22 protein-coding genes and 1 tRNA gene are annotated in these 17,862 nt (G+C 61.7%); 5 read left to right on the plus strand and 18 right to left on the minus strand.

Translation table 11 applies throughout. The features are described from left to right. Positions 1–89: 89 nt before the first annotated feature. Positions 90–905, plus strand: coding sequence for a type III secretion system regulator SuhB (gene suhB, locus EA795_RS10215; RefSeq protein ID WP_058075417.1), 816 nt, complete (start codon positions 90–92; stop codon positions 903–905). A 59-nt stretch (positions 906–964) separates the two neighbouring features. Here suhB and EA795_RS10220 read toward each other — a convergent pair whose 3' ends face one another. From EA795_RS10220 to queA, 6 genes are all read right to left on the minus strand, one after another. Next, positions 965–1,498: a glycine zipper 2TM domain-containing protein gene (locus tag EA795_RS10220; RefSeq protein WP_014853420.1), complete on the minus strand. Its 534-nt coding sequence runs from the start codon at positions 1,496–1,498 to the stop codon at positions 965–967. A gap of 74 nt (positions 1,499–1,572) precedes the next feature. Beyond that, a complete protein-coding gene (gene secF, locus EA795_RS10225) occupies positions 1,573–2,481 on the minus strand; it encodes a protein translocase subunit SecF (protein ID WP_058075418.1) in 909 nt (302 codons plus the stop codon). 12 nt (positions 2,482–2,493) lie between these two features. Continuing rightward, positions 2,494–4,362 carry a protein translocase subunit SecD gene (gene secD / locus EA795_RS10230; RefSeq protein ID WP_115028084.1) on the minus strand — a complete coding sequence of 623 codons (1,869 nt, stop codon included), beginning with the start codon at positions 4,360–4,362 and terminating at the stop codon, positions 2,494–2,496. 69 nt (positions 4,363–4,431) lie between these two features. Continuing rightward, on the minus strand, positions 4,432–4,761 hold the full coding sequence (gene yajC / locus EA795_RS10235) for a preprotein translocase subunit YajC (protein ID WP_014853417.1): 330 nt from the start codon (positions 4,759–4,761) through the stop codon (positions 4,432–4,434). Between the two features lie 42 nt (positions 4,762–4,803). Then, on the minus strand, positions 4,804–5,919 hold the full coding sequence (gene tgt / locus EA795_RS10240; RefSeq protein WP_170162226.1) for a tRNA guanosine(34) transglycosylase Tgt: 1,116 nt from the start codon (positions 5,917–5,919) through the stop codon (positions 4,804–4,806). Positions 5,920–5,933: 14 nt separating this feature from the next. Then, entirely contained in the window at positions 5,934–6,983 is a 1,050-nt protein-coding gene (gene queA, locus EA795_RS10245) for a tRNA preQ1(34) S-adenosylmethionine ribosyltransferase-isomerase QueA (protein WP_122077027.1), read from the minus strand. A 115-nt stretch (positions 6,984–7,098) separates the two neighbouring features. Here queA and EA795_RS10250 point away from each other — a divergent pair. The 4 genes from EA795_RS10250 (at position 7,099) to EA795_RS10265 (ending at position 8,477) form a co-directional block, all read left to right on the plus strand. Further along, positions 7,099–7,185 (plus strand) — tRNA-Leu (locus tag EA795_RS10250). Positions 7,186–7,223: 38 nt separating this feature from the next. Further along, complete coding sequence (locus tag EA795_RS10255; protein ID WP_115028089.1) at positions 7,224–7,406, plus strand: hypothetical protein; 183 nt, start codon at positions 7,224–7,226, stop codon at positions 7,404–7,406. 211 nt (positions 7,407–7,617) lie between these two features. Then, complete coding sequence (locus EA795_RS10260) at positions 7,618–7,830, plus strand: cold-shock protein (RefSeq protein WP_014853413.1); 213 nt, start codon at positions 7,618–7,620, stop codon at positions 7,828–7,830. Positions 7,831–7,979: 149 nt separating this feature from the next. Then, positions 7,980–8,477 (plus strand): RDD family protein, encoded by a 498-nt coding sequence (locus EA795_RS10265; RefSeq protein WP_115028091.1) that lies wholly within the window; start codon positions 7,980–7,982, stop codon positions 8,475–8,477. 52 nt (positions 8,478–8,529) lie between these two features. Here the strand turns inward: EA795_RS10265 and EA795_RS10270 are convergent, their stop codons facing one another. From EA795_RS10270 to EA795_RS10325, 12 genes are all read right to left on the minus strand, one after another. Beyond that, positions 8,530–8,886 carry a PilZ domain-containing protein gene (locus EA795_RS10270; RefSeq protein WP_014853411.1) on the minus strand — a complete coding sequence of 119 codons (357 nt, stop codon included), beginning with the start codon at positions 8,884–8,886 and terminating at the stop codon, positions 8,530–8,532. Between the two features lie 31 nt (positions 8,887–8,917). Then, on the minus strand, positions 8,918–9,907 hold the full coding sequence (locus tag EA795_RS10275) for a DNA polymerase III subunit delta' (protein ID WP_115028093.1): 990 nt from the start codon (positions 9,905–9,907) through the stop codon (positions 8,918–8,920). After that, positions 9,900–10,532, minus strand: coding sequence for a dTMP kinase (gene tmk, locus EA795_RS10280; protein ID WP_058077453.1), 633 nt, complete (start codon positions 10,530–10,532; stop codon positions 9,900–9,902). Before tmk ends, EA795_RS10275 begins: the two co-directional genes overlap by 8 nt. Further along, a complete protein-coding gene (gene mltG / locus EA795_RS10285; RefSeq protein WP_014853408.1) occupies positions 10,529–11,596 on the minus strand; it encodes an endolytic transglycosylase MltG in 1,068 nt (355 codons plus the stop codon). The genes tmk and mltG overlap by 4 nt, the downstream gene beginning before the upstream one ends. Continuing rightward, positions 11,593–12,408, minus strand: coding sequence for an aminodeoxychorismate lyase (pabC, locus tag EA795_RS10290; RefSeq protein WP_043942631.1), 816 nt, complete (start codon positions 12,406–12,408; stop codon positions 11,593–11,595). Before pabC ends, mltG begins: the two co-directional genes overlap by 4 nt. A gap of 2 nt (positions 12,409–12,410) precedes the next feature. Beyond that, positions 12,411–13,655: a beta-ketoacyl-ACP synthase II gene (gene fabF / locus EA795_RS10295; RefSeq protein ID WP_122077030.1), complete on the minus strand. Its 1,245-nt coding sequence runs from the start codon at positions 13,653–13,655 to the stop codon at positions 12,411–12,413. A gap of 190 nt (positions 13,656–13,845) precedes the next feature. Beyond that, a complete protein-coding gene (gene acpP, locus EA795_RS10300; RefSeq protein ID WP_003283670.1) occupies positions 13,846–14,082 on the minus strand; it encodes an acyl carrier protein in 237 nt (78 codons plus the stop codon). A gap of 191 nt (positions 14,083–14,273) precedes the next feature. Further along, positions 14,274–15,017 (minus strand): 3-oxoacyl-ACP reductase FabG, encoded by a 744-nt coding sequence (gene fabG, locus EA795_RS10305; RefSeq protein WP_014853405.1) that lies wholly within the window; start codon positions 15,015–15,017, stop codon positions 14,274–14,276. A 14-nt stretch (positions 15,018–15,031) separates the two neighbouring features. Further along, positions 15,032–15,970 (minus strand): ACP S-malonyltransferase, encoded by a 939-nt coding sequence (fabD, locus tag EA795_RS10310; RefSeq protein WP_014853404.1) that lies wholly within the window; start codon positions 15,968–15,970, stop codon positions 15,032–15,034. A 63-nt stretch (positions 15,971–16,033) separates the two neighbouring features. Then, on the minus strand, positions 16,034–17,101 hold the full coding sequence (plsX, locus tag EA795_RS10315; RefSeq protein WP_058077458.1) for a phosphate acyltransferase PlsX: 1,068 nt from the start codon (positions 17,099–17,101) through the stop codon (positions 16,034–16,036). Positions 17,102–17,104: 3 nt separating this feature from the next. Next, positions 17,105–17,287, minus strand: a complete 183-nt coding sequence (rpmF, locus tag EA795_RS10320) for a 50S ribosomal protein L32 (protein WP_019342480.1) — start codon at positions 17,285–17,287, stop codon at positions 17,105–17,107. A 12-nt stretch (positions 17,288–17,299) separates the two neighbouring features. Then, positions 17,300–17,827 carry a YceD family protein gene (locus EA795_RS10325; RefSeq protein ID WP_014853401.1) on the minus strand — a complete coding sequence of 176 codons (528 nt, stop codon included), beginning with the start codon at positions 17,825–17,827 and terminating at the stop codon, positions 17,300–17,302. Positions 17,828–17,862 lie beyond the last annotated feature (35 nt).

Raw genomic sequence — 17,862 nt, forward strand, 5'->3', positions numbered from 1 at the left:
TTCGCCATTAACCATCGGAGCGCACAACATGCGTGAAACGCTTTCTGCTAGAATTGCCGGCTTTCTTTAAACGACCAGGTATTTGATCGATGCAGCCCATGCTGAATATCGCGCTGCGCGCCGCCCGCAGCGCCGGCGAACTGATTCTTCGTTCCACCGAGCGCCTGGACGTGATCTCGGTAAATGAGAAAGATGCGAAGGATTATGTCACCGAGATCGACCGCGCCGCCGAACAACTGATCGTGACCGCGCTACGCAAGGCCTACCCCAATCACGGCATCCTCGGTGAGGAAAGCGGGCTCTCGCAGGGCACCGGAGAAGGTGCTGATTACCTCTGGATCATCGATCCGCTGGATGGCACCACCAACTTCGTCCGCGGCGTTCCGCACTATGCCGTGAGCATTGCATGCAAATACCGTGGTCGCCTCGAGCACGCGGTAGTGCTCGACCCGGTTCGCCAGGAAGAATTCACCGCCAGCCGTGGCCGTGGTGCAGCGCTCAACGGGCGCCGCCTGCGTGTCGGCTCGCGCAAGAGCCTCGAAGGCGCACTGCTGGGCACCGGTTTTCCGTTCCGCGACGGGCAGATGGACAATCTGGACGCCTATCTCGGCATGTTCCGCAGCCTGACAGGTCAGACCGCCGGCATCCGTCGCGCCGGCGCCGCGAGCCTGGACCTGGCGTACGTCGCAGCCGGTCGTTACGACGCCTTCTGGGAGTTCGGCCTTTCAGAATGGGACATGGCCGCCGGTGCACTGCTGATCCAGGAAGCAGGCGGCCTGGTCAGCGACTTCAGTGGCAGTCACGACTTCCTCGAGAAGGGACAGATCGTTGCAGGTAACACCAAGTGCTTCAAGGCAGTGCTGACTGCAATCCAGCCGCACCTCACGCCCTCGCTGAAACGCTGAACGATCGGCAGAAACAAAAAACGCCCCTCAGGGCGTTTTTTGTTTGAAGCGAAAGAAACCTACTGCTGCGTCAGCACCAACTGGCCGTCCTGTACCGGAATTCGATTACCGGGATCACGATCCATGCGCACGGTGCCGATCTTGCCATCCAGATCGTACTTGACCTCATAGCCCACGACCTTGTCGTGAGTATCGGTCACGGTGCTGCAGCGGGTTTCCGTGGTGGTGTAGGTATCGTTGGCCTGCATGCGCCCCTGCACCTGATTACCGGCGTAACCGCCGCCCACTGCACCCGCGACCGTCGCGATCTTCTTGCCACTGCCGCCGCCAACCTGGTTGCCGAGCAGCCCTCCGACCACGGCCCCCACTGCGGTGCCCGCGATCCGATGCTGGTCCTGCACCGGCTTCTGCCGGGTAACAGTCACATCCTTGCAGACCTCGCGCGGAGTCTTGATGACTTCCTTCACGGGTTCGACCCCGACCACCTCGGCGAATGCCGGGCCACGATCGACCAGGGTATAGGTGGCGAATGCACCGCCGGCGGTAACGACTACGGCTCCCAGAACCGCACCCACCATCATTGACTTGTTCACTGCATTTTCCTTCTTCCGACGGGCAAGGTCCCGCTGCGCCGTTAGGCAACCGAACCCGCCAGAAGTTCGATGCCTCAGGGGCGCTCGTCAGCTTCTTCCACGACCGGTGGAATCAGATCCTCACGGGTCAGCTTCAGCCAGATCAGGAGAATGCTGGCGATATAGATCGAGGAATAAGTGCCCGCCCCGACGCCGATCATCAGCGCCAGCGAGAAACCCCAGAGGTTCTCGCCACCGAACACCATCAACGCCGCAACCGCGAGCAATGTGGAGACGGAAGTCGCCAACGTACGCAGCAGGGTCTGGGTTGTGGAGATGTTGATGTTCTCGACCAGCTCGGTCTTGCGCAACAGCCGGAAATTTTCCCGAATGCGGTCGAAGATCACGATGGTGTCGTTGAGCGAGTAACCGATCACCGCCAGCACGGCCGCCAGCACCGTCAGATCGAAGGATATTTCGAAGAACGAGAAGACGCCCAGCACCACGATCACGTCATGGAACAGCGACAGCACGGCGCCGAAGCCGAATTTCCACTGGAAGCGGAACGCCACGTAGACCAGGATTCCACCCAGCGCCAGCAGCATGCCCAGACCGCCCTGGTCGCGCAGCTCTTCACCCACCGAAGGGCCAACGAACTCTGCGCGCTTGACGAGGATCTCGCCACCGGCATTCTGGCCGCGCAGCGCCTCGGCAATATGCTCACCCAGCAACGGGTCGTCGCCAGGCATCCGGATCAGCACATCGGTGGTGGCGCCAAAACTCTGCACCAGCGCATTCTCGAAGCCGCTCTCGGCCAGTTGGACACGTATCTGATCCAGAGGAACCGGGTTCTCATAGGTCAGCTCGACCAGCGTGCCGCCGGTGAAATCCAGGCCGAAATTCAGGCCTTTCACCGCCAGACTGGCCAATGAGGCAACGGTCAGCAGCATCGTCAGAACGAAGGCCAGGTGACGCACCGCCATGAAATTGATTACGCGTTTCATCGTGCTAGCCCCTTAAATCCACAGCTTCTTGAGATCGCGGCCACCATAGATCAGGTTGACCATGGCGCGAGTCACGATAACCGCCGTGAACATCGACGTCAGAATGCCGAGCGACAGCGTGACCGCGAAGCCCTTGATCGGCCCGGTGCCCATGGCGAAGAGAATGCCACCCACCAGCAGCGTGGTGAGGTTGCCGTCGACGATGGCGGAAAGCGCGCGATCGAAACCCTCGTGAATGGCTCGCTGCACCGACATGCCGTTCTGAATCTCCTCGCGGATCCGCGAGAAGATCAGCACGTTGGCATCCACCGCCATGCCCATGGTCAGCACGATACCGGCGATACCCGGCAGCGTCAGCGTCGCACCCAGCAGCGACATCAGCGCCATCAACACCACCATGTTGAACAGCAGTGCCACGGTTGCCAGCAGCCCGAACACCTTGTAGATCAGCACCATGAAGATCGCGACGAACAGGAAGCCCCACAGCGCCGCCTGGACGCCCAGCGTGATGTTCTCGGCGCCCAGACTCGGACCGATGGTGCGCTCTTCGGCAAAATACATCGGCGCCGCGAGACCACCGGCACGGAGCAACAGGGCCAGCTCGGAGGACTCACCCTGGCCATCGAGCCCGGTGATACGGAACTGACTGCCCAGCGGCGACTGGATGGTCGCCAGGCTGATGATTTTCTTTTCCTCCTGGAAGGTCTCGATTCGCTCTTCCTGCTCGACGCCGTCGACCATCCGCTTCACGTAACGCGTCTGCGGCCGCTGCTCGATGAAGACAACCGCCATGCTGCGGCCGACATTGTTACGTGTGGCCCGGTTCATCAGCTCGCCGCCGTGGCCATCCAGACGGATGTTGACCTGCGGACGACCATTCTCGTCATAGCTGGCCTGGGCATCGGTGACCTGATCGCCGGTGATGATCAGCGTGCGCTCCAGCTGCGCTGGCGGGCGACCTTCTTGGCGGAACTCGAAGGTCTCGGTGGTCGCGCGCGGAGCATCCGCTTCGGCTGCCAGACGGAACTCCAGGTTTGCGGTCTTGCCGAGGATGCGCTTGGCTTCGGCAGTATCCTGCACGCCCGGCAATTCGACCACGATACGGTTGGCGCCCTGGCGCTGCACCAGCGGCTCGGAAACGCCCAGCTCGTTGACCCGGTTGCGAACCGTGGTGAGGTTCTGCTTGATGGAGTATTCGCGAATCTCCGCCAGCTTCGCCTCGGTGAGAGCCAGGCGCAGCACCTGCTGGCCATTGCGCTCACTGGAGGTGATCTCGAAATCGTTGAAATTCTTGCGGATCAGCGCCTGGGCAGAAGACAGCGTGGCCTGATCGGCAAAGCCCAGCTGCACCGCATTGCCCTGGGTCGGCAGGCTGCGATAGCGAACACGCTCCTTGCGCAGAAGACTCTTGACCTCACCCTCGTGGACGTTCAGGCGCGTTTCGACGGCCTTGTCCATATCCACTTCGAGCAGGAAGTGCACACCGCCGGACAGGTCCAGGCCGAGCTTCATCGGGCTCGCGCCGAGATTGCGCAACCAGTCGGGCGTGGTCGGTGCAAGGTTGAGGGCAACGACGTAGGCGTCACCGAGGGCGCGACGGATCACGTCCTTGGCCGGCAACTGATCGTCCTGATGCACCAACCGCAACAGGCCACCGCGGCCCTGTTCGTCCAGCGAAGCCTCCTTGACCTCGATCCCGGCCTCTTCGAGCGCTGCACCGGCTCGATTCAGATCAGCCTCGGTCACGTTCAGCGAAGTGGTCGCGCCGGTGATCTGGACAGCCGGGTCGTCGGGATAGAGATTGGGCGCCGAATAGATGCAGGCAACCGCCAGCACCACCAGTATCAGCAGGTATTTCCAGAGGGGGAATCTATTGAGCATGACGCAGCCCGTCTAATGACGCGGGGCGCCTTGCGCGCCCCGTCGTTGGTGTTGAAGTATGAAGTCAGCTCAGATGGCCTTCAGGGTACCCTTGGGCAGGGTCGCGGCAATCGCTACTTTCTGGAACTTCAGTTCGACGTTGTCGGAAACCTCGATCACGACAAAGTCATCGGCTACTTTGGTGACCTTGCCGGCGATGCCGCCGGAGGTGACCACTTCGTCACCCTTCTGCAGGCCACCGATCAGGTTCTTGTGCTCCTTGGCGCGCTTGGCCTGAGGACGCCAGATCATCAGGTAGAAGATGACTAGGAAGCCGACCAGGAACAGCCACTCGAAGCCGCTGCCGGCAGGACCAGCGGCAGCCTCTTGGGCGTAGGCGGCGGGAATCAGAAAGCTCATGTAGCACTCCTGTTGCAGAGATTGGATTTTTCTAGGATTTCGTCATGCGAGCGGTGGCGTTGGCAGGCCGCGTTTTGCATAGAAAGCATCGACAAAGGCCGCCAATGTACCTTGTTGAATAGCCTGGCGTAAACCAGCCATCAAACGTTGGTAATGCCGCAGGTTGTGGATTGTATTCAACATGCTGCCCAGCATTTCGCCGCATTTGTCCAAATGGTGCAGATAGGCGCGGGAGAAGTGTTTACAGGTGTAACAATCGCACCCCGGCTCCAGCGGCGAATCGTCATGGCGATGCACCGCGTTGCGGATCTTCACCACCCCGGCATCGGTGAACAGGTGGCCGTTGCGGGCGTTGCGGGTCGGCATCACGCAATCGAACATGTCCACACCGCGTCGCACCCCCTCGACCAGATCCTCCGGCTTGCCGACGCCCATGAGATAGCGCGGCTTGTCAGCCGGCATCCGCGACGGCAGGAAATCCAGCACCCGGATCATCTCCTCCTTCGGTTCGCCCACCGACAACCCGCCGATCGCCAGACCGTCGAAGCCGATCTCGCACAATCCCTCCAGCGAACGCATGCGCAGCGATTCGTGCATGCCGCCCTGGACGATGCCGAACAGCGCCGCGACGCTGTCGCCGTGCGCCTCTTTGGAACGCTTGGCCCAGCGCAGCGACAATTCCATGGAGCGCCGCGCCACCTCTTCGTCGGCCGGATAGGGCGTGCATTCATCGAAGATCATCACGATGTCGGAGCCCAGGTCGCGCTGGACCTGCATCGACTCCTCCGGCCCCATGAAGACCTTGGCGCCGTCGACCGGCGAGGCGAAGTAGACGCCCTCCTCCTTGATCTTGCGCATCGCCCCCAGGCTGAACACCTGGAAGCCACCCGAGTCGGTCAGGATCGGCCCTTTCCATTGCATGAAATCGTGCAGGTCGCCGTGCGCCTTGATCACCTCGGTGCCGGGGCGCAGCCACAGGTGGAAGGTGTTGCCGAGAATGATCTCGGCACCGATTTCCTCGACATCGCGTGGCGACATGCCCTTGACCGTGCCGTAGGTACCCACCGGCATGAACGCCGGCGTCTCCACCGTGCCGCGCGGGAAAGTCAGGCGCCCGCGCCGAGCCCTGCCATCGGTGGCGAGCAGTTCGAAGGACATATGGCAGGTACGACTCATGGGGTTTCCTCGGGGCCGCGCGGGGCCGGGTTGCGCGTGATGAACATGGCATCGCCGTAGCTGAAGAAGCGATAGCCCTCGGCGACGGCTTCGGTATAGGCCGCCATGGTTTCCGGGTAGCCGGCGAACGCCGAAACCAGCATCAGCAGGGTCGATTCGGGCAGATGGAAGTTGGTCACCAAGGCATCCACCACATGGAAGGGCCTGCCCGGATAAATGAAGATATCGGTATCGCCACTGAAAGGTCTGAGCGTGCCGTCGCGCGCCGCGCTCTCCAGAGAACGCACGCTGGTGGTACCCACCGCAATGACACGCCCACCCCGCTCACGGCAGGCCGCGACCGCATCGACCACATCCTGGCCGACCTCCAGCCACTCGCTGTGCATGTGATGCTCTTCGATACGCTCGACACGCACCGGCTGGAAGGTACCCGCACCCACGTGCAGCGTGACGAAGGCCGTTTTCACGCCTTTTTCGCGCAACGCAGCCAGCAGGGCGTCATCGAAATGCAGGCCGGCCGTGGGCGCCGCGACTGCACCGGCGCGCTGGGCATAGACGGTCTGGTAGCGCTCGCGGTCGGCACTGTCGTCCGGCCTGTCTATATAAGGTGGCAACGGCATGTGGCCGACACGCTCGAGGAGCGGCAACACTTCTTCGGCAAAATGCAGCTCGAACAGCGCATCGTGCCGGGCCAGCATCAGCGCCTCGCCACCGCCGTCGAGATGGATCTTCGTACCGGGCTTCGGCGATTTGCTCGAGCGCACATGAGCCAGCACGCGATGGCTGTCCAGCACTCGCTCGACCAGCACTTCGAGTTTGCCGCCGGTATCCTTCTGGCCGAACAGGCGCGCCGGAATCACCCGGGTATCGTTGAACACCATCAGGTCGCCGGGGCGTACGTACTCGAGCAGATCGGCGAAGCGGCGATGAGCGAGCTGCCCGGTCGCGCCATCGAGCACCAGCAACCGACTGGCACGGCGCTCGGCGAGCGGATGGCGGGCGATGAGTGAATCGGGCAACTCAAAGGAAAAAGCGGAGACGTGCATCAGCAGATGATCGGTCGAAGCGCAAGGGGCGCAAAGCTTAGCGGAAACACCGCGATCTGACCACGCCAGACGATTGACCGACTCGCTCCGCGTCCCTATACTGCGCCGCCACTGTGCCTCGATGGCGGAATCGGTAGACGCAGCGGATTCAAAATCCGCCGTTGGTAACAACGTGAGAGTTCGAGTCTCTCTCGAGGCACCATCATCATTTCAACGAACATCGCATTCGTTGAGCGCCGAATGCTCGCCAAGCTCGGCATCGCTTCAGACAGGATCCTGCACGACAGCGTTCGGCTCGGCAGTCCTCGCAGTACCCGGCTTCGGCGGTTCGAACCCCGCGCCATCACGATTGACACCAGGCTCGACAGCACCACCTCCGACGGGCTTCTGACCGTCCACATCGCGCCGAAAAGCGCCGCCTGAACTGGGCAAATTCTATGGCTCCGAGGGGTTGGAACTCCTAGCGAGTTATCGTAGAGTGTGCCCACTGTGTTTGCATGGGTCGCTGTTGAATCGTGACCTGATGCGGTAGATCATCCGATCCGCTACATCCCGCTCGACTACTCCTTGCAACCAGTTCCCGCTCCTGCCGCGCAGGTGCGCTTCTACTATTGAGCTTCAAGGATACAAAGACATGTCGAATCGTCAGAACGGTACCGTCAAGTGGTTTAACGACGAGAAAGGTTTTGGTTTCATCACTCCCGAGAGCGGTCCGGATCTGTTCGTGCACTTCCGCGCGATCGAAGGCAATGGCTTCAAGAGCCTGAAAGAAGGCCAGAAAGTCAGCTTCATCGCTGTGCAAGGTCAAAAGGGCATGCAGGCTGACCAGGTTCAAATCCAGGAATAAGCCGCCGCTCCGAAAAGCCCCTGATGGCAACATCAGGGGCTTTTTTATGCGCGCGTTCCGCAGGAACTGCTGACGCTTCTTCGCTCGCGACTCGCACCGAACGTTACCAAACCCTAGAATACGCGCCTGCCCCACGAACGAGTGTCCCGATGCGCAAACCTCTGCTGAACCCCCAGGGCCAATTCCCCGCTGCGGGCCTGTTCCGCAGGCTCGCTGCCATGTTCTACGACCTGCTGCTTTCAGTCGCGCTGATGATGGTGGTCACCCTGCTCTATCAGCAGGTCGTGCTTCGCCTGCTGTATGGCAGCGAAGGCCTCAAGGCCCTTTCCGAAAGCGGCGGCCTGGATATCGACCCGATTCTTTCGACGCTACTGCTGTTCAGCCTGTTCGGTTTCTTCGCCAAGTTCTGGACCCATACCGGCCAGACACTCGGCATGCAGGTCTGGGGCATTCGCGTACAGAATGCCGACGGCAGCGCCATCGACCTGTGGCAGGCACTGCTGCGCTTCCTGATCGCGATCCCGTCCTGGCTGAGCCTCGGTCTGGGCTACTGGTGGATGCTCTGGGACAAGTACCAACGCACCTGGCATGACATCTACTCGGAGACCCAGGTAGTACGTCTGCCGAAGAACGTGCACAAGAAATGAGGTGCAGCGAAACGCTTGAGAATATTCAAGCGGCAACACAGCCGAGAGGCTCTTACATGGTGTGCGTCGGGCGATCAGACTTCAGTGCGCCGGCCAGGTAGGTTTCGATCTTGTTGCGCGCCGTCGAGTCCCCTTCATTGAACTGCACGCCCACACCTGCAGCGCGGTTGCCCTGGGCACCCTTGGGGGTGATCCAGACGACCTTGCCGGCCACCGGAATCTTCTCCGGCTCATCCATCAGGTTCAGCAGCATGAACACCTCATCACCAAGCTTGTAGCTCTTGTTGGTGGGAATGAACAACCCGCCATGCTTGATGAAGGGCATGAACGCAGCGTACAGCACGGACTTGTCCTTGATCGTCAAGGACAGGATGCCATTACGCGGACCGAGATTTGCAGGCAGGCTCATGCGAGGTTCCTAGGGTCTGTTCGGAAGGAGTCTACCGTGACCCGGGCAGGCTTGCCCACTGCACCAGCAGCGCTTCGAGAAGCAAGACACGGTTGAGATTGGCCTTACCCAGCACTTTCTGACGATGGGCCAGCAGCCACTCCTGCAAAGCCAGCACTTTCGCCGGTGAGGACTTCTGCGCCAGGTACTGCACCACTTTATGCATGTCCGCCGCCCCTGCCGCCGCCGCATCACCCGCCATCTGACAGCACAGGATCAGATGAGCCCACTGGCAGAACCAATCGAACAGCAATGGAAGCGGCAGCGCATTCCAGCCCTCGGCCAACTGACTCGGCGATTGCTGCTGCTTGTGCAATTGCTTGATACCTTCGATGACCTGCGCGCGCATCTGCAATGCACCCGCCCCATGCAGCTGCAAGGCGGCCAGGGGTGAGCCGGCCGCCAGAGCCAGCAGCTCCTCCCTGCTCCGCTCCGGCAAGTCCGGCAGCTTGGCCGACAGCCAGTCCAGGCTCTGCTGCCGCTCGGGCAGTGGGCAGGCCTGCTGCACGCAACGACTCTTGAGTGTTGGCAGAAGACGGCTGGGCTGGTGGCTCACCAGCAGCAGCACCGTATTGCCGGCAGGTTCCTCCAGGCTCTTGAGCAAGGCGTTGGCGGCATTGATATTCATCGCCTCGGCCGGCTCCAGCAATACCACCTTGCGCCCGCCCAGTTGTGCGGTCTGGGTAATGAAGTCAACCAGATCGCGCACCTGATCGACACGAATCGCCTTGTCGACCTCCTCGGGCTCGAGAATGTAATGATCGGGGTGGGTCTGCGCGGCAAGCAACTGACAGCCCCTGCAGGCGCCACAGGCACCCTCCAGTGAAGGACGCTGGCAAAGCAGAAGCGCCATCAACCGCTCGGCGAAGTCCCGCTTGCCGATACCCGCAGGGCCATGCAAGAGATAGGCATGGGCATGCTGTTGTCGACCGGCGAGCAACTGCCAGAGCCCGGCCTGCCAGGCGAGAATGCCGTCAGCCACGCGCACGCTCCAGCAACTCCGGCAGCAGTGCCTGCAAGCACTGCTGAACGACCTCCAGCGGCATCCCCGCATCGATCACTCGGTAGCGATGCGGCGCCTGTCTCGCGCGCTCGAGATAGGCATTGCGCACCGACTCGAAGAACCTCAGCCCTTCCTGCTCGAAACGATCCAGGCGCCCTCGCGCCGCGGCGCGGCTCAGGCCGATCTCGACGGGAAGATCGAAGATAAGCGTCAGATCGGGGCGAAGCTCGCCCTGCACGAAGGTTTCGAGCTGCTCGATGCGCTGAAAGGACAGCCCGCGGCCACCGCCCTGATAGGCATAAGTCGCATCGGTAAAACGATCACAGAGCACCAGCGCACCACGTGCCAGAGCCGGCCGGATGACCTGCTCAAGATGCTGCGCGCGGGCGGCGAAGACCAGCAACAGCTCGGTGTCGCTGCACATGGGCTCGTCGCTCGGCGCCAGCAACAGCTCGCGAATTTGCTCGGCCAGCGGCGTACCGCCCGGCTCCCGTGTCAGCAAGACTTCCTGCCCACGCTCGCGCAGCCGCTCGGCCAGATACTCGCGATTGGTGCTTTTGCCAGCGCCTTCCGGGCCTTCCAGCGTAATGAAGAGTCCGCTCACTGGGTTGTCTCGCTTGGCGTAGGCGTTTGTCGGGGAGGCGGACTGGAACGGTAATCCGCTCGCCGCTTGAGCTGATATTCACGTACGGCACGATTATGCTCGGCCAGGGTATTGCTGAACACATGGCTGCCGTCGCCGCGGGCGACGAAATACAGGCTCTTGCCCTCGGTCGGATGCAGCGCGGCATGAATCGCCTCGCGTCCGACCATAGCGATCGGCGTTGGCGGCAGCCCGGCCTGGGTATAGGTGTTGTAGGGCGTCGGTCGACGCAGGTCGTTGCGAGTGATTTTTCCTCGATAGCGCTCGCCCATGCCGTAGATCACCGTGGGATCGGTCTGCAGCAGCATGCCACGCGCAAGCCGGCGCACGAAGACGCCAGCGATCTCCCCGCGCTCGTGGGGCACGCCGGTTTCCTTCTCGATGATCGACGCCATGATCAGCGCCTGATAGGCATCCTTGTAGGGCAGATCCTTATCGCGCTGCTCCCACTCCTCGGCGAGCACGGTCTGCAGCCGTGTAAAGGCCCGCTGGAGCAGCTCGAGATCAGTGACCCCGCGCGTATAGCGATAGGTGTCGGGAAAGAACCGCCCCTCCGGATGCAGACCGGCCTGCCCCAACCGCGCCATGACTTCCTCGTCGGAAAGTCCCTGCAGGGTCTGTTGCAGCTTCGACTGTGCTGTCAGCGCCGTACGCAGCTGGCGGAAATTCCAGCCCTCGACAAGCGTCAGGCTGTACTGAACGATCTCGGCCTTTTGCCATAGCGTGATCATGTCACGGGCAGTCATGCCTGGCGTCAGTCGATACTCCCCACTGTGCAGCGGTTGCTCCGCAAGATTCATCCGCCAGTACAGCCGCAGCCAGAGCGAATCCTGGAGCAGCCCCTCCGCTTCCAGCTGGCGAAACAGGCCACCGGGCGTGTCCCCAGCCTGAACGTCGAGCAGACGAACCTCATGCAGCGCCAGCGGCTGCTCGAGCACCGAGCGCTGCTTCCAGGCAGCCAGACCCGCTGCCACCACCATGAGCAGCGCAGCACAAAAGAGTAACGACAACAGCTTGCGAATCACGAATTACCTGACAGTTCGACTAGACGACCCTGAAGTTTACGGGTGAGCGGACCCGCCGACCAGCGATGCTCCATCAAGCCCCGTACCGGCCAGATACCGAAAAGACTGTTGCAGAGAAATACCTCGTCGGCGCACAGCAGTTGCTCGAAGGCGATGTCCTGCACTTGAACGGCCAGCTGCAGCTGCCGGGCCTGCTCGATGATCTCCGCGCGCATGACCCCGGCCACACCGCAACGATGCAATGCCGGCGTCGACAACCGACCGTCGCGCACCAGGAAAATGTTGCTGAAGACGCCTTCGACCACCCGTCCCGACATATCCCTCATCAGACCTTCGGCAAATGCCGGATCCTGCCACTCCGCTCTGGCCAGAACCTGCTCGAGGCGATTGAGGTGTTTCAGGCCGGCAAGCCGGGGCTGCTCGGCCAGGCGCGTAGCGCAGGCGAACAGATGCACACCTTGTTCGGCATTTTCGATCGGATAGGCCGGCGCGGGGGAGCCGAGCAGCACGCGCCTCGGCGCAGAAGCACGGGGAATGGCATAGCCCCTCTCCCCTTCGCCGCGGGTGATGACCAGCTTGGCGACGCCATCGCCCAGGGCGGCACTGAAGGCGAGGATTTCCGCGCTCAGCGCAGGCAGGTCACAGGCAAGGCCGAGGCGCTGGCAACCATCCTGCAGGCGCTGAAGATGGCGTTCGAACAGTTGCGGCCGAGCGGAGCGGACCCGGATCGTCTCGAACAACCCATCACCGTAGGCCAGACCGCGATCGTGGACGGACAAACCCGGAGCGGGCTTGCCGTCCACCCAGCTCAATTTCACTCGGCGAACCGACGGAACACCAGCGAGCCGTTGGTGCCGCCGAAGCCGAAGGAGTTCGAAATCACCGCATCGATGGCTTTCGGCTTGGCCTGCAACGCCACGAAATCGAGGTCGCAACCTTCGTCCGGCTCTTCCAGGTTGATGGTCGGCGGTGCGACCTGGTCGCGAATGGCGAGGATGCTGAAAATCGCCTCGACGGCACCCGCCGCACCCAGCAGATGGCCCACCATGGATTTGGTCGAGCTCACCGACAACTCATAGGCGTGATCGCCGAAAACCGTCTTGATCGCTGCCGCTTCGGCCTTGTCGCCCGCCGGCGTGGAGGTGCCATGGGCGTTGATGTACTGGATCTGGTCGGTGTTCAACTGGGCATCGCGCAAGGCATTGCGAATGCAGCGCATGGCGCCGGCGCCATCTTCGGGTGGCGAGGTCATGTGGAATGCATCGGCACTCATGCCGAAACCGATCAGTTCGGCGTAGATGGTCGCACCACGCGCCTTGGCATGCTCCAGCTCCTCGAGCACCAGCGCACCGGCACCGTCGGACAGCACGAAACCGTCACGCCCCTTGTCCCATGGGCGACTCGCTGCCGCCGGGTCGTCATTGCGAGTGGACAAGGCACGGGCGGCAGCGAAACCACCGATCCCCAGACCGCTGGCAGCCATTTCCGAGCCACCGGCGATCATCACGTCCGCCTCGCCGTAGGCGATGTTGCGGGCGGCCATGCCGATGCAATGTGTACCGGTGGTACAGGCGGTGGCGATGGCGTAATTCGGCCCCTGCAGCCCCAGGTGAATCGACAGGAAGCCGGAGACCATGTTGATGATCGAGCCCGGCACGAAGAACGGGGAGATGCGCCGCGGGCCTTGCTCGAACAGCGCTCGGCAACTGTTCTCGATATTCGTCAGCCCACCGATCCCGGAACCCATGACAACGCCGATCCGCTCCCGGTTCTCATCGGTGACCTCCAGGCCGGAATCGCGCACGGCCTGGAAACTGGCCGCCAGACCGTACTGAATGAACAGGTCCAGCTTGCGCGCTTCCTTGGCCGGGAGATACTCCTCGACATCGAAGTCTTTGACCGATCCGCCAAAACGGGTGGAGAAGGCGGACAGATCCATGTGCTCGATCAGGCCGATACCACTACGGCCGGCGAGAATCCCCTGCCAGCTGCTCGGCACATCGTTACCCAGTGGCGATACCATGCCCATCCCGGTAACCACGACGCGTCTACGCGACACAGCAATTCTCCTTACGTTACGTTCGGCTCATCTCCGCCATTCGCCCGTCAGGCAGAAGAGAGAAGGCCATTGCCAAGGCACCGCACGAGTGAAACGGAGCCGGCTTGCATTTTTATGTCTAGCTCAAAGAAAAGCCGCACTACCTTGTTCAAGGCAGTGCGGCTCTACTGACTCGAAGCGAGGTTACGACTTACTGCGCGTGCGCGTTGATGTAGTCGATGGCTTCTTGAACAGTGGTGATCTTCTCGGCTTGCTCGTCCGGGATTTCGGTCTCGAATTCCTCTTCCAGAGCCATCACCAGCTCGACGGTGTCAAGGGAGTCGGCACCCAGGTCTTCAACGAAGGAAGCGCTGTTGGTGACTTCCTCTTCCTTGACGCCAAGTTGCTCGGCAACGATTTTCTTGACGCGTTCTTCGATGGTGCTCATACCTTGTTTTCACTCCTATGGAAAAATCCAGGCAGCTGGTCTGCGCGGTAGTTTATAGAAAGCGTTTTCCGCATTTCAAGCTGAAAGCGGGCAAGCATGCCCTTGCTTCCAACCTTCTGTCTATAAAAACACCGCAGTTTTATAAACGAATAATCAGCCCTAAGACTGCAAACATGCATTGGACGTCACATTCAGCTCATGTACATGCCGCCGTTCACCGGAACCGTAGCGCCAGTGACATAGGAAGCACCGTCAGAAGCCAGGAAAGCGACGACCTTGGCAATTTCTTCCGCCTGACCGAGACGTCCCAGAGGAATCTGCCCCAGCAATGCGTCACGCTGAGCTTCAGGCAGCTCTCGCGTCATGTCCGTGTCGATGAATCCGGGCGCAACCGCATTCACGGTAATACCTCGCGAACCCACCTCGCGCGCCAGGGCACGACTGAAACCCTCCAGCCCCGCCTTGGCTGCGGCGTAGTTTACCTGCCCGGCGTTGCCCATGGCACCAACCACCGAACCGATACTGATGATCCGTCCCCAGCGCGCCTTGGTCATTCCACGCAGAACGCCCTTGGTAAGGCGATAGAGACTGCTGAGGTTGGTGTCGATCACATCGTGCCACTCATCGTCTTTCATGCGCAGCATCAGATTGTCACGGGTGATGCCAGCATTGTTGACCAGAATCGCCGGCTGACCGAGATGCTGCTGGATATGCTCGAGCGTGGTGGCCACGGATTCGTCGCTGGTAACGTCCAGCACCAGCCCCGCGCCCTGAATGCCATTGTCCTTCAGGGTTTCGGCGATTCGCTCGGCGCCGGAAGGCGACGTAGCGGTACCGATGACGATCGCGCCCTGACGGCCCAGTTCAAGGGCGATCGCCTGGCCGATACCTCGGCTGGCACCGGTTACCAGCGCCACTTTGCCTTGCAGACTCATAATTTGCTCCTTGTTCAAACCAATGCACCGCGTGCGGCAGCAAAGGCCTCAGGGGTGTCGAGATTGTAGGTGTTGATGCCCTTGACGCAACGCTTGTTCAGCCCCGAAAGCACCTTGCCGGGCCCGCATTCCACGAGATCGCTGACGCCACGCTCGCTCAACGCGACCATGGATTCGACCCAGCGGACCGGGCTGTAAAGCTGCGCCAACAGGTCGCGCTTGAGCGCATCCAGATCGGCAACGACAGCGGCGCTGACGTTCTGCACCAGAGGAATCTGCGGGGCCTGCCAGGCCACCGCCGCAACCGACTCAGCGAAGCGCTCCGCAGCCGGACGCATCAGTTCGCAATGCGAAGGCACGCTCACCGGGAGCGCCATCGCGCGCTTGGCGCCGCGCGCCTTGCAGGCCTCGATGGCACGCTCGACCGCTTTTGCGCTACCTGCGATCACCACCTGCCCCGGCGCGTTGAAGTTGACGGCGCTGACGATATCGCCTTGCGCAGCCTCACTGCAGGCTGCCAGCACGTCGGCATCCTCGAGACCGAGAATGGCGGCCATTCCGCCCGCCCCCGCAGGAACCGCCTGCTGCATCAACTGGCCACGCAGCTCCACCAGCTTCACGGCCGCACCGAACGACAGGCTCTCGGCCGCGACCAGCGCGGAATACTCACCCAGGCTATGCCCCGCGACGAACGCCGGCTTCGCCCCTCCCTCGTTCAACCAGAGGCGCCACAGCGCAATCGAGGCCGTCAGAATAGCCGGCTGCGTCTTGTCGGTCTGATTCAGCTGGTCTTCCGGGCCCTCTTGGGTCAGCGCCCAGAGGTCATAGCCCAGCGCGGCCGAAGCCTCGGCGAAGGTATCTCGAACGATAGCCTGCTGCGCGCCCAGCTCTGCGAGCATGCCCAGGGACTGCGAACCCTGCCCTGGAAAGACGAAAGCGAGTGATGCGGACATGAAACGACTCTCTTCTAGTTCTGTTCGTCGGGAAACGCGCCCTCGTCGCGGCGCATCGAATAGTCAGTTGGATGGCGATCCATCGGATGCGGTCACATCATCGCCTCGCTCAGTGGCTCGAGCGCAGACCAATCTGTGCTCGAGCCGCTCGTGCAACTGCTCCGGAAGATTGTAGCGAACATCCTGCGTGGCACGTCGGATCGCCCACTTGAAGCTTTCCTTCCCCGCACCGCCATGGCTCTTGACGACAATCCCCTGCAGCCCAAGAAAGCTGGCTCCGTTGTATTGCGCAGGCCTGAGATCGGCGCGCAACTTGCGCAACAACGGCAATGCCAGCCCACCGACCAACCGGGCAAGAAGGGATCGTTTGAACAGTAGTTCGACGCGCTCGGACACCATCTGCGCCAGCCCCTCGCTCGACTTGAGCAGGATATTGCCGACGAAACCGTCGCAAACCGCGACGTCGACTTCGCCCCGATACAGACCGTCGCCCTCAATGAAGCCTCTGTAGTCGAGATCGGCCTGCTGCAGCAGGGCCGCCGCCTGCCTGACCTGCTGGTTACCCTTGATGTCCTCCGTCCCCACATTCAGCAGGGCGACCTTGGGGCGCTCCACGCCCAACACCTGCGCCGCCACCGAGCCCATGACCGCGAACTGGTAGAGCTGTTCGGCCGTGCAGTCGACATTCGCCCCCAGATCCAGCAGCAGACAGGGATTGGCCCTCGTGGGGATGGCTGTGACCATGGCAGGCCTGTCGACGCCCGGCAGGGTTTTCAGCACCTGCCGGGCCAGCGCCATCAAGGCTCCGGTGTTACCGGCGCTGACACAGGCCTGCGCCTTGCCATCGCGCACCAGCTCCAGGGCGATACGCATGGAAGAGCCTGGCTTGCCGCGCAAGGCCTGGGCGGGCCGCTCATGCATGCCAATCGCTTCATCGGCATGAACGATCTGCAGACGCGCACGATCGGTCCCCGGGTGCAGGGCAACGATTTCTTCGATAAGGGAGGATTGACCGACGAGGGTCAGATGCAGCGAGGGGATCTCAGCCAGACACTCGAGACTGGCCGGAACAATGCAGCGAGGACCGAAGTCCCCGCCCATTGCATCGATCGCGATGATCGGAGCGGACAAGACTTACTCGTCAGCGCCCTTGTCGATCACTTTACGACCACGGTAGAAACCTTCCGGGGAAACATGGTGGCGCAGGTGAACTTCACCAGTGCTCTTTTCCACGGACAGGGCGTTCGGCTCGAGCGCGTCGTGCGAACGGCGCATATCGCGGGCGGAACGGGATTTTTTGTTCTGCTGAACAGCCATTGGGATCAACTCCTAAACGTTTGGGTCACGCTTTAACTGCGCCAGTACGCTGAACGGGTTGGACCGCGATACCTCGTTCTCACTCGGCTCGGGCTCATCGGGCCCAGCCGGCGGCTGGCAAATTTCAGGGTCATGGAGTGGAACAATCGGAAGAGCGAGCAAGAGCTCCTCTTCAACCAGCGCCAGCAGATCCAGAGGATCCTCTCCCACTTCCAGCACATCGTAGCCCTTGGGCAGGTGCTGGCTGTTCGCCCCTTCATTCACGACGGCATATTCGCACTCGCTGTGAATGGGTAGAACAACCGGCTCCAGACAACGCTGGCAAATCATCGTGACCTCAACATCCAGCTCACTGCGGATAACCACGGTATGCTGTTCGTCGCGCCCGAAATCGAAACGGGCACGCACCACACCCTTGTCGTCCTCGAGAGGGTCGACAAGCCGCTTCAGCTCAGACAACTGCAGCTCACCCTCAAGGGCAGCCGCGCGGTCAGCGAGCTTGCGCGGATCAACGTGCGGAGGTATCGGTCCTTTCAACATAAGCGCGGCATTCTAGGGATGCGCCCCTCGACTGT

Origin of the sequence: Stutzerimonas nitrititolerans, from assembly GCF_003696285.1 — a bacterium.
GTDB classification, from domain to species: domain Bacteria; phylum Pseudomonadota; class Gammaproteobacteria; order Pseudomonadales; family Pseudomonadaceae; genus Stutzerimonas; species Stutzerimonas nitrititolerans.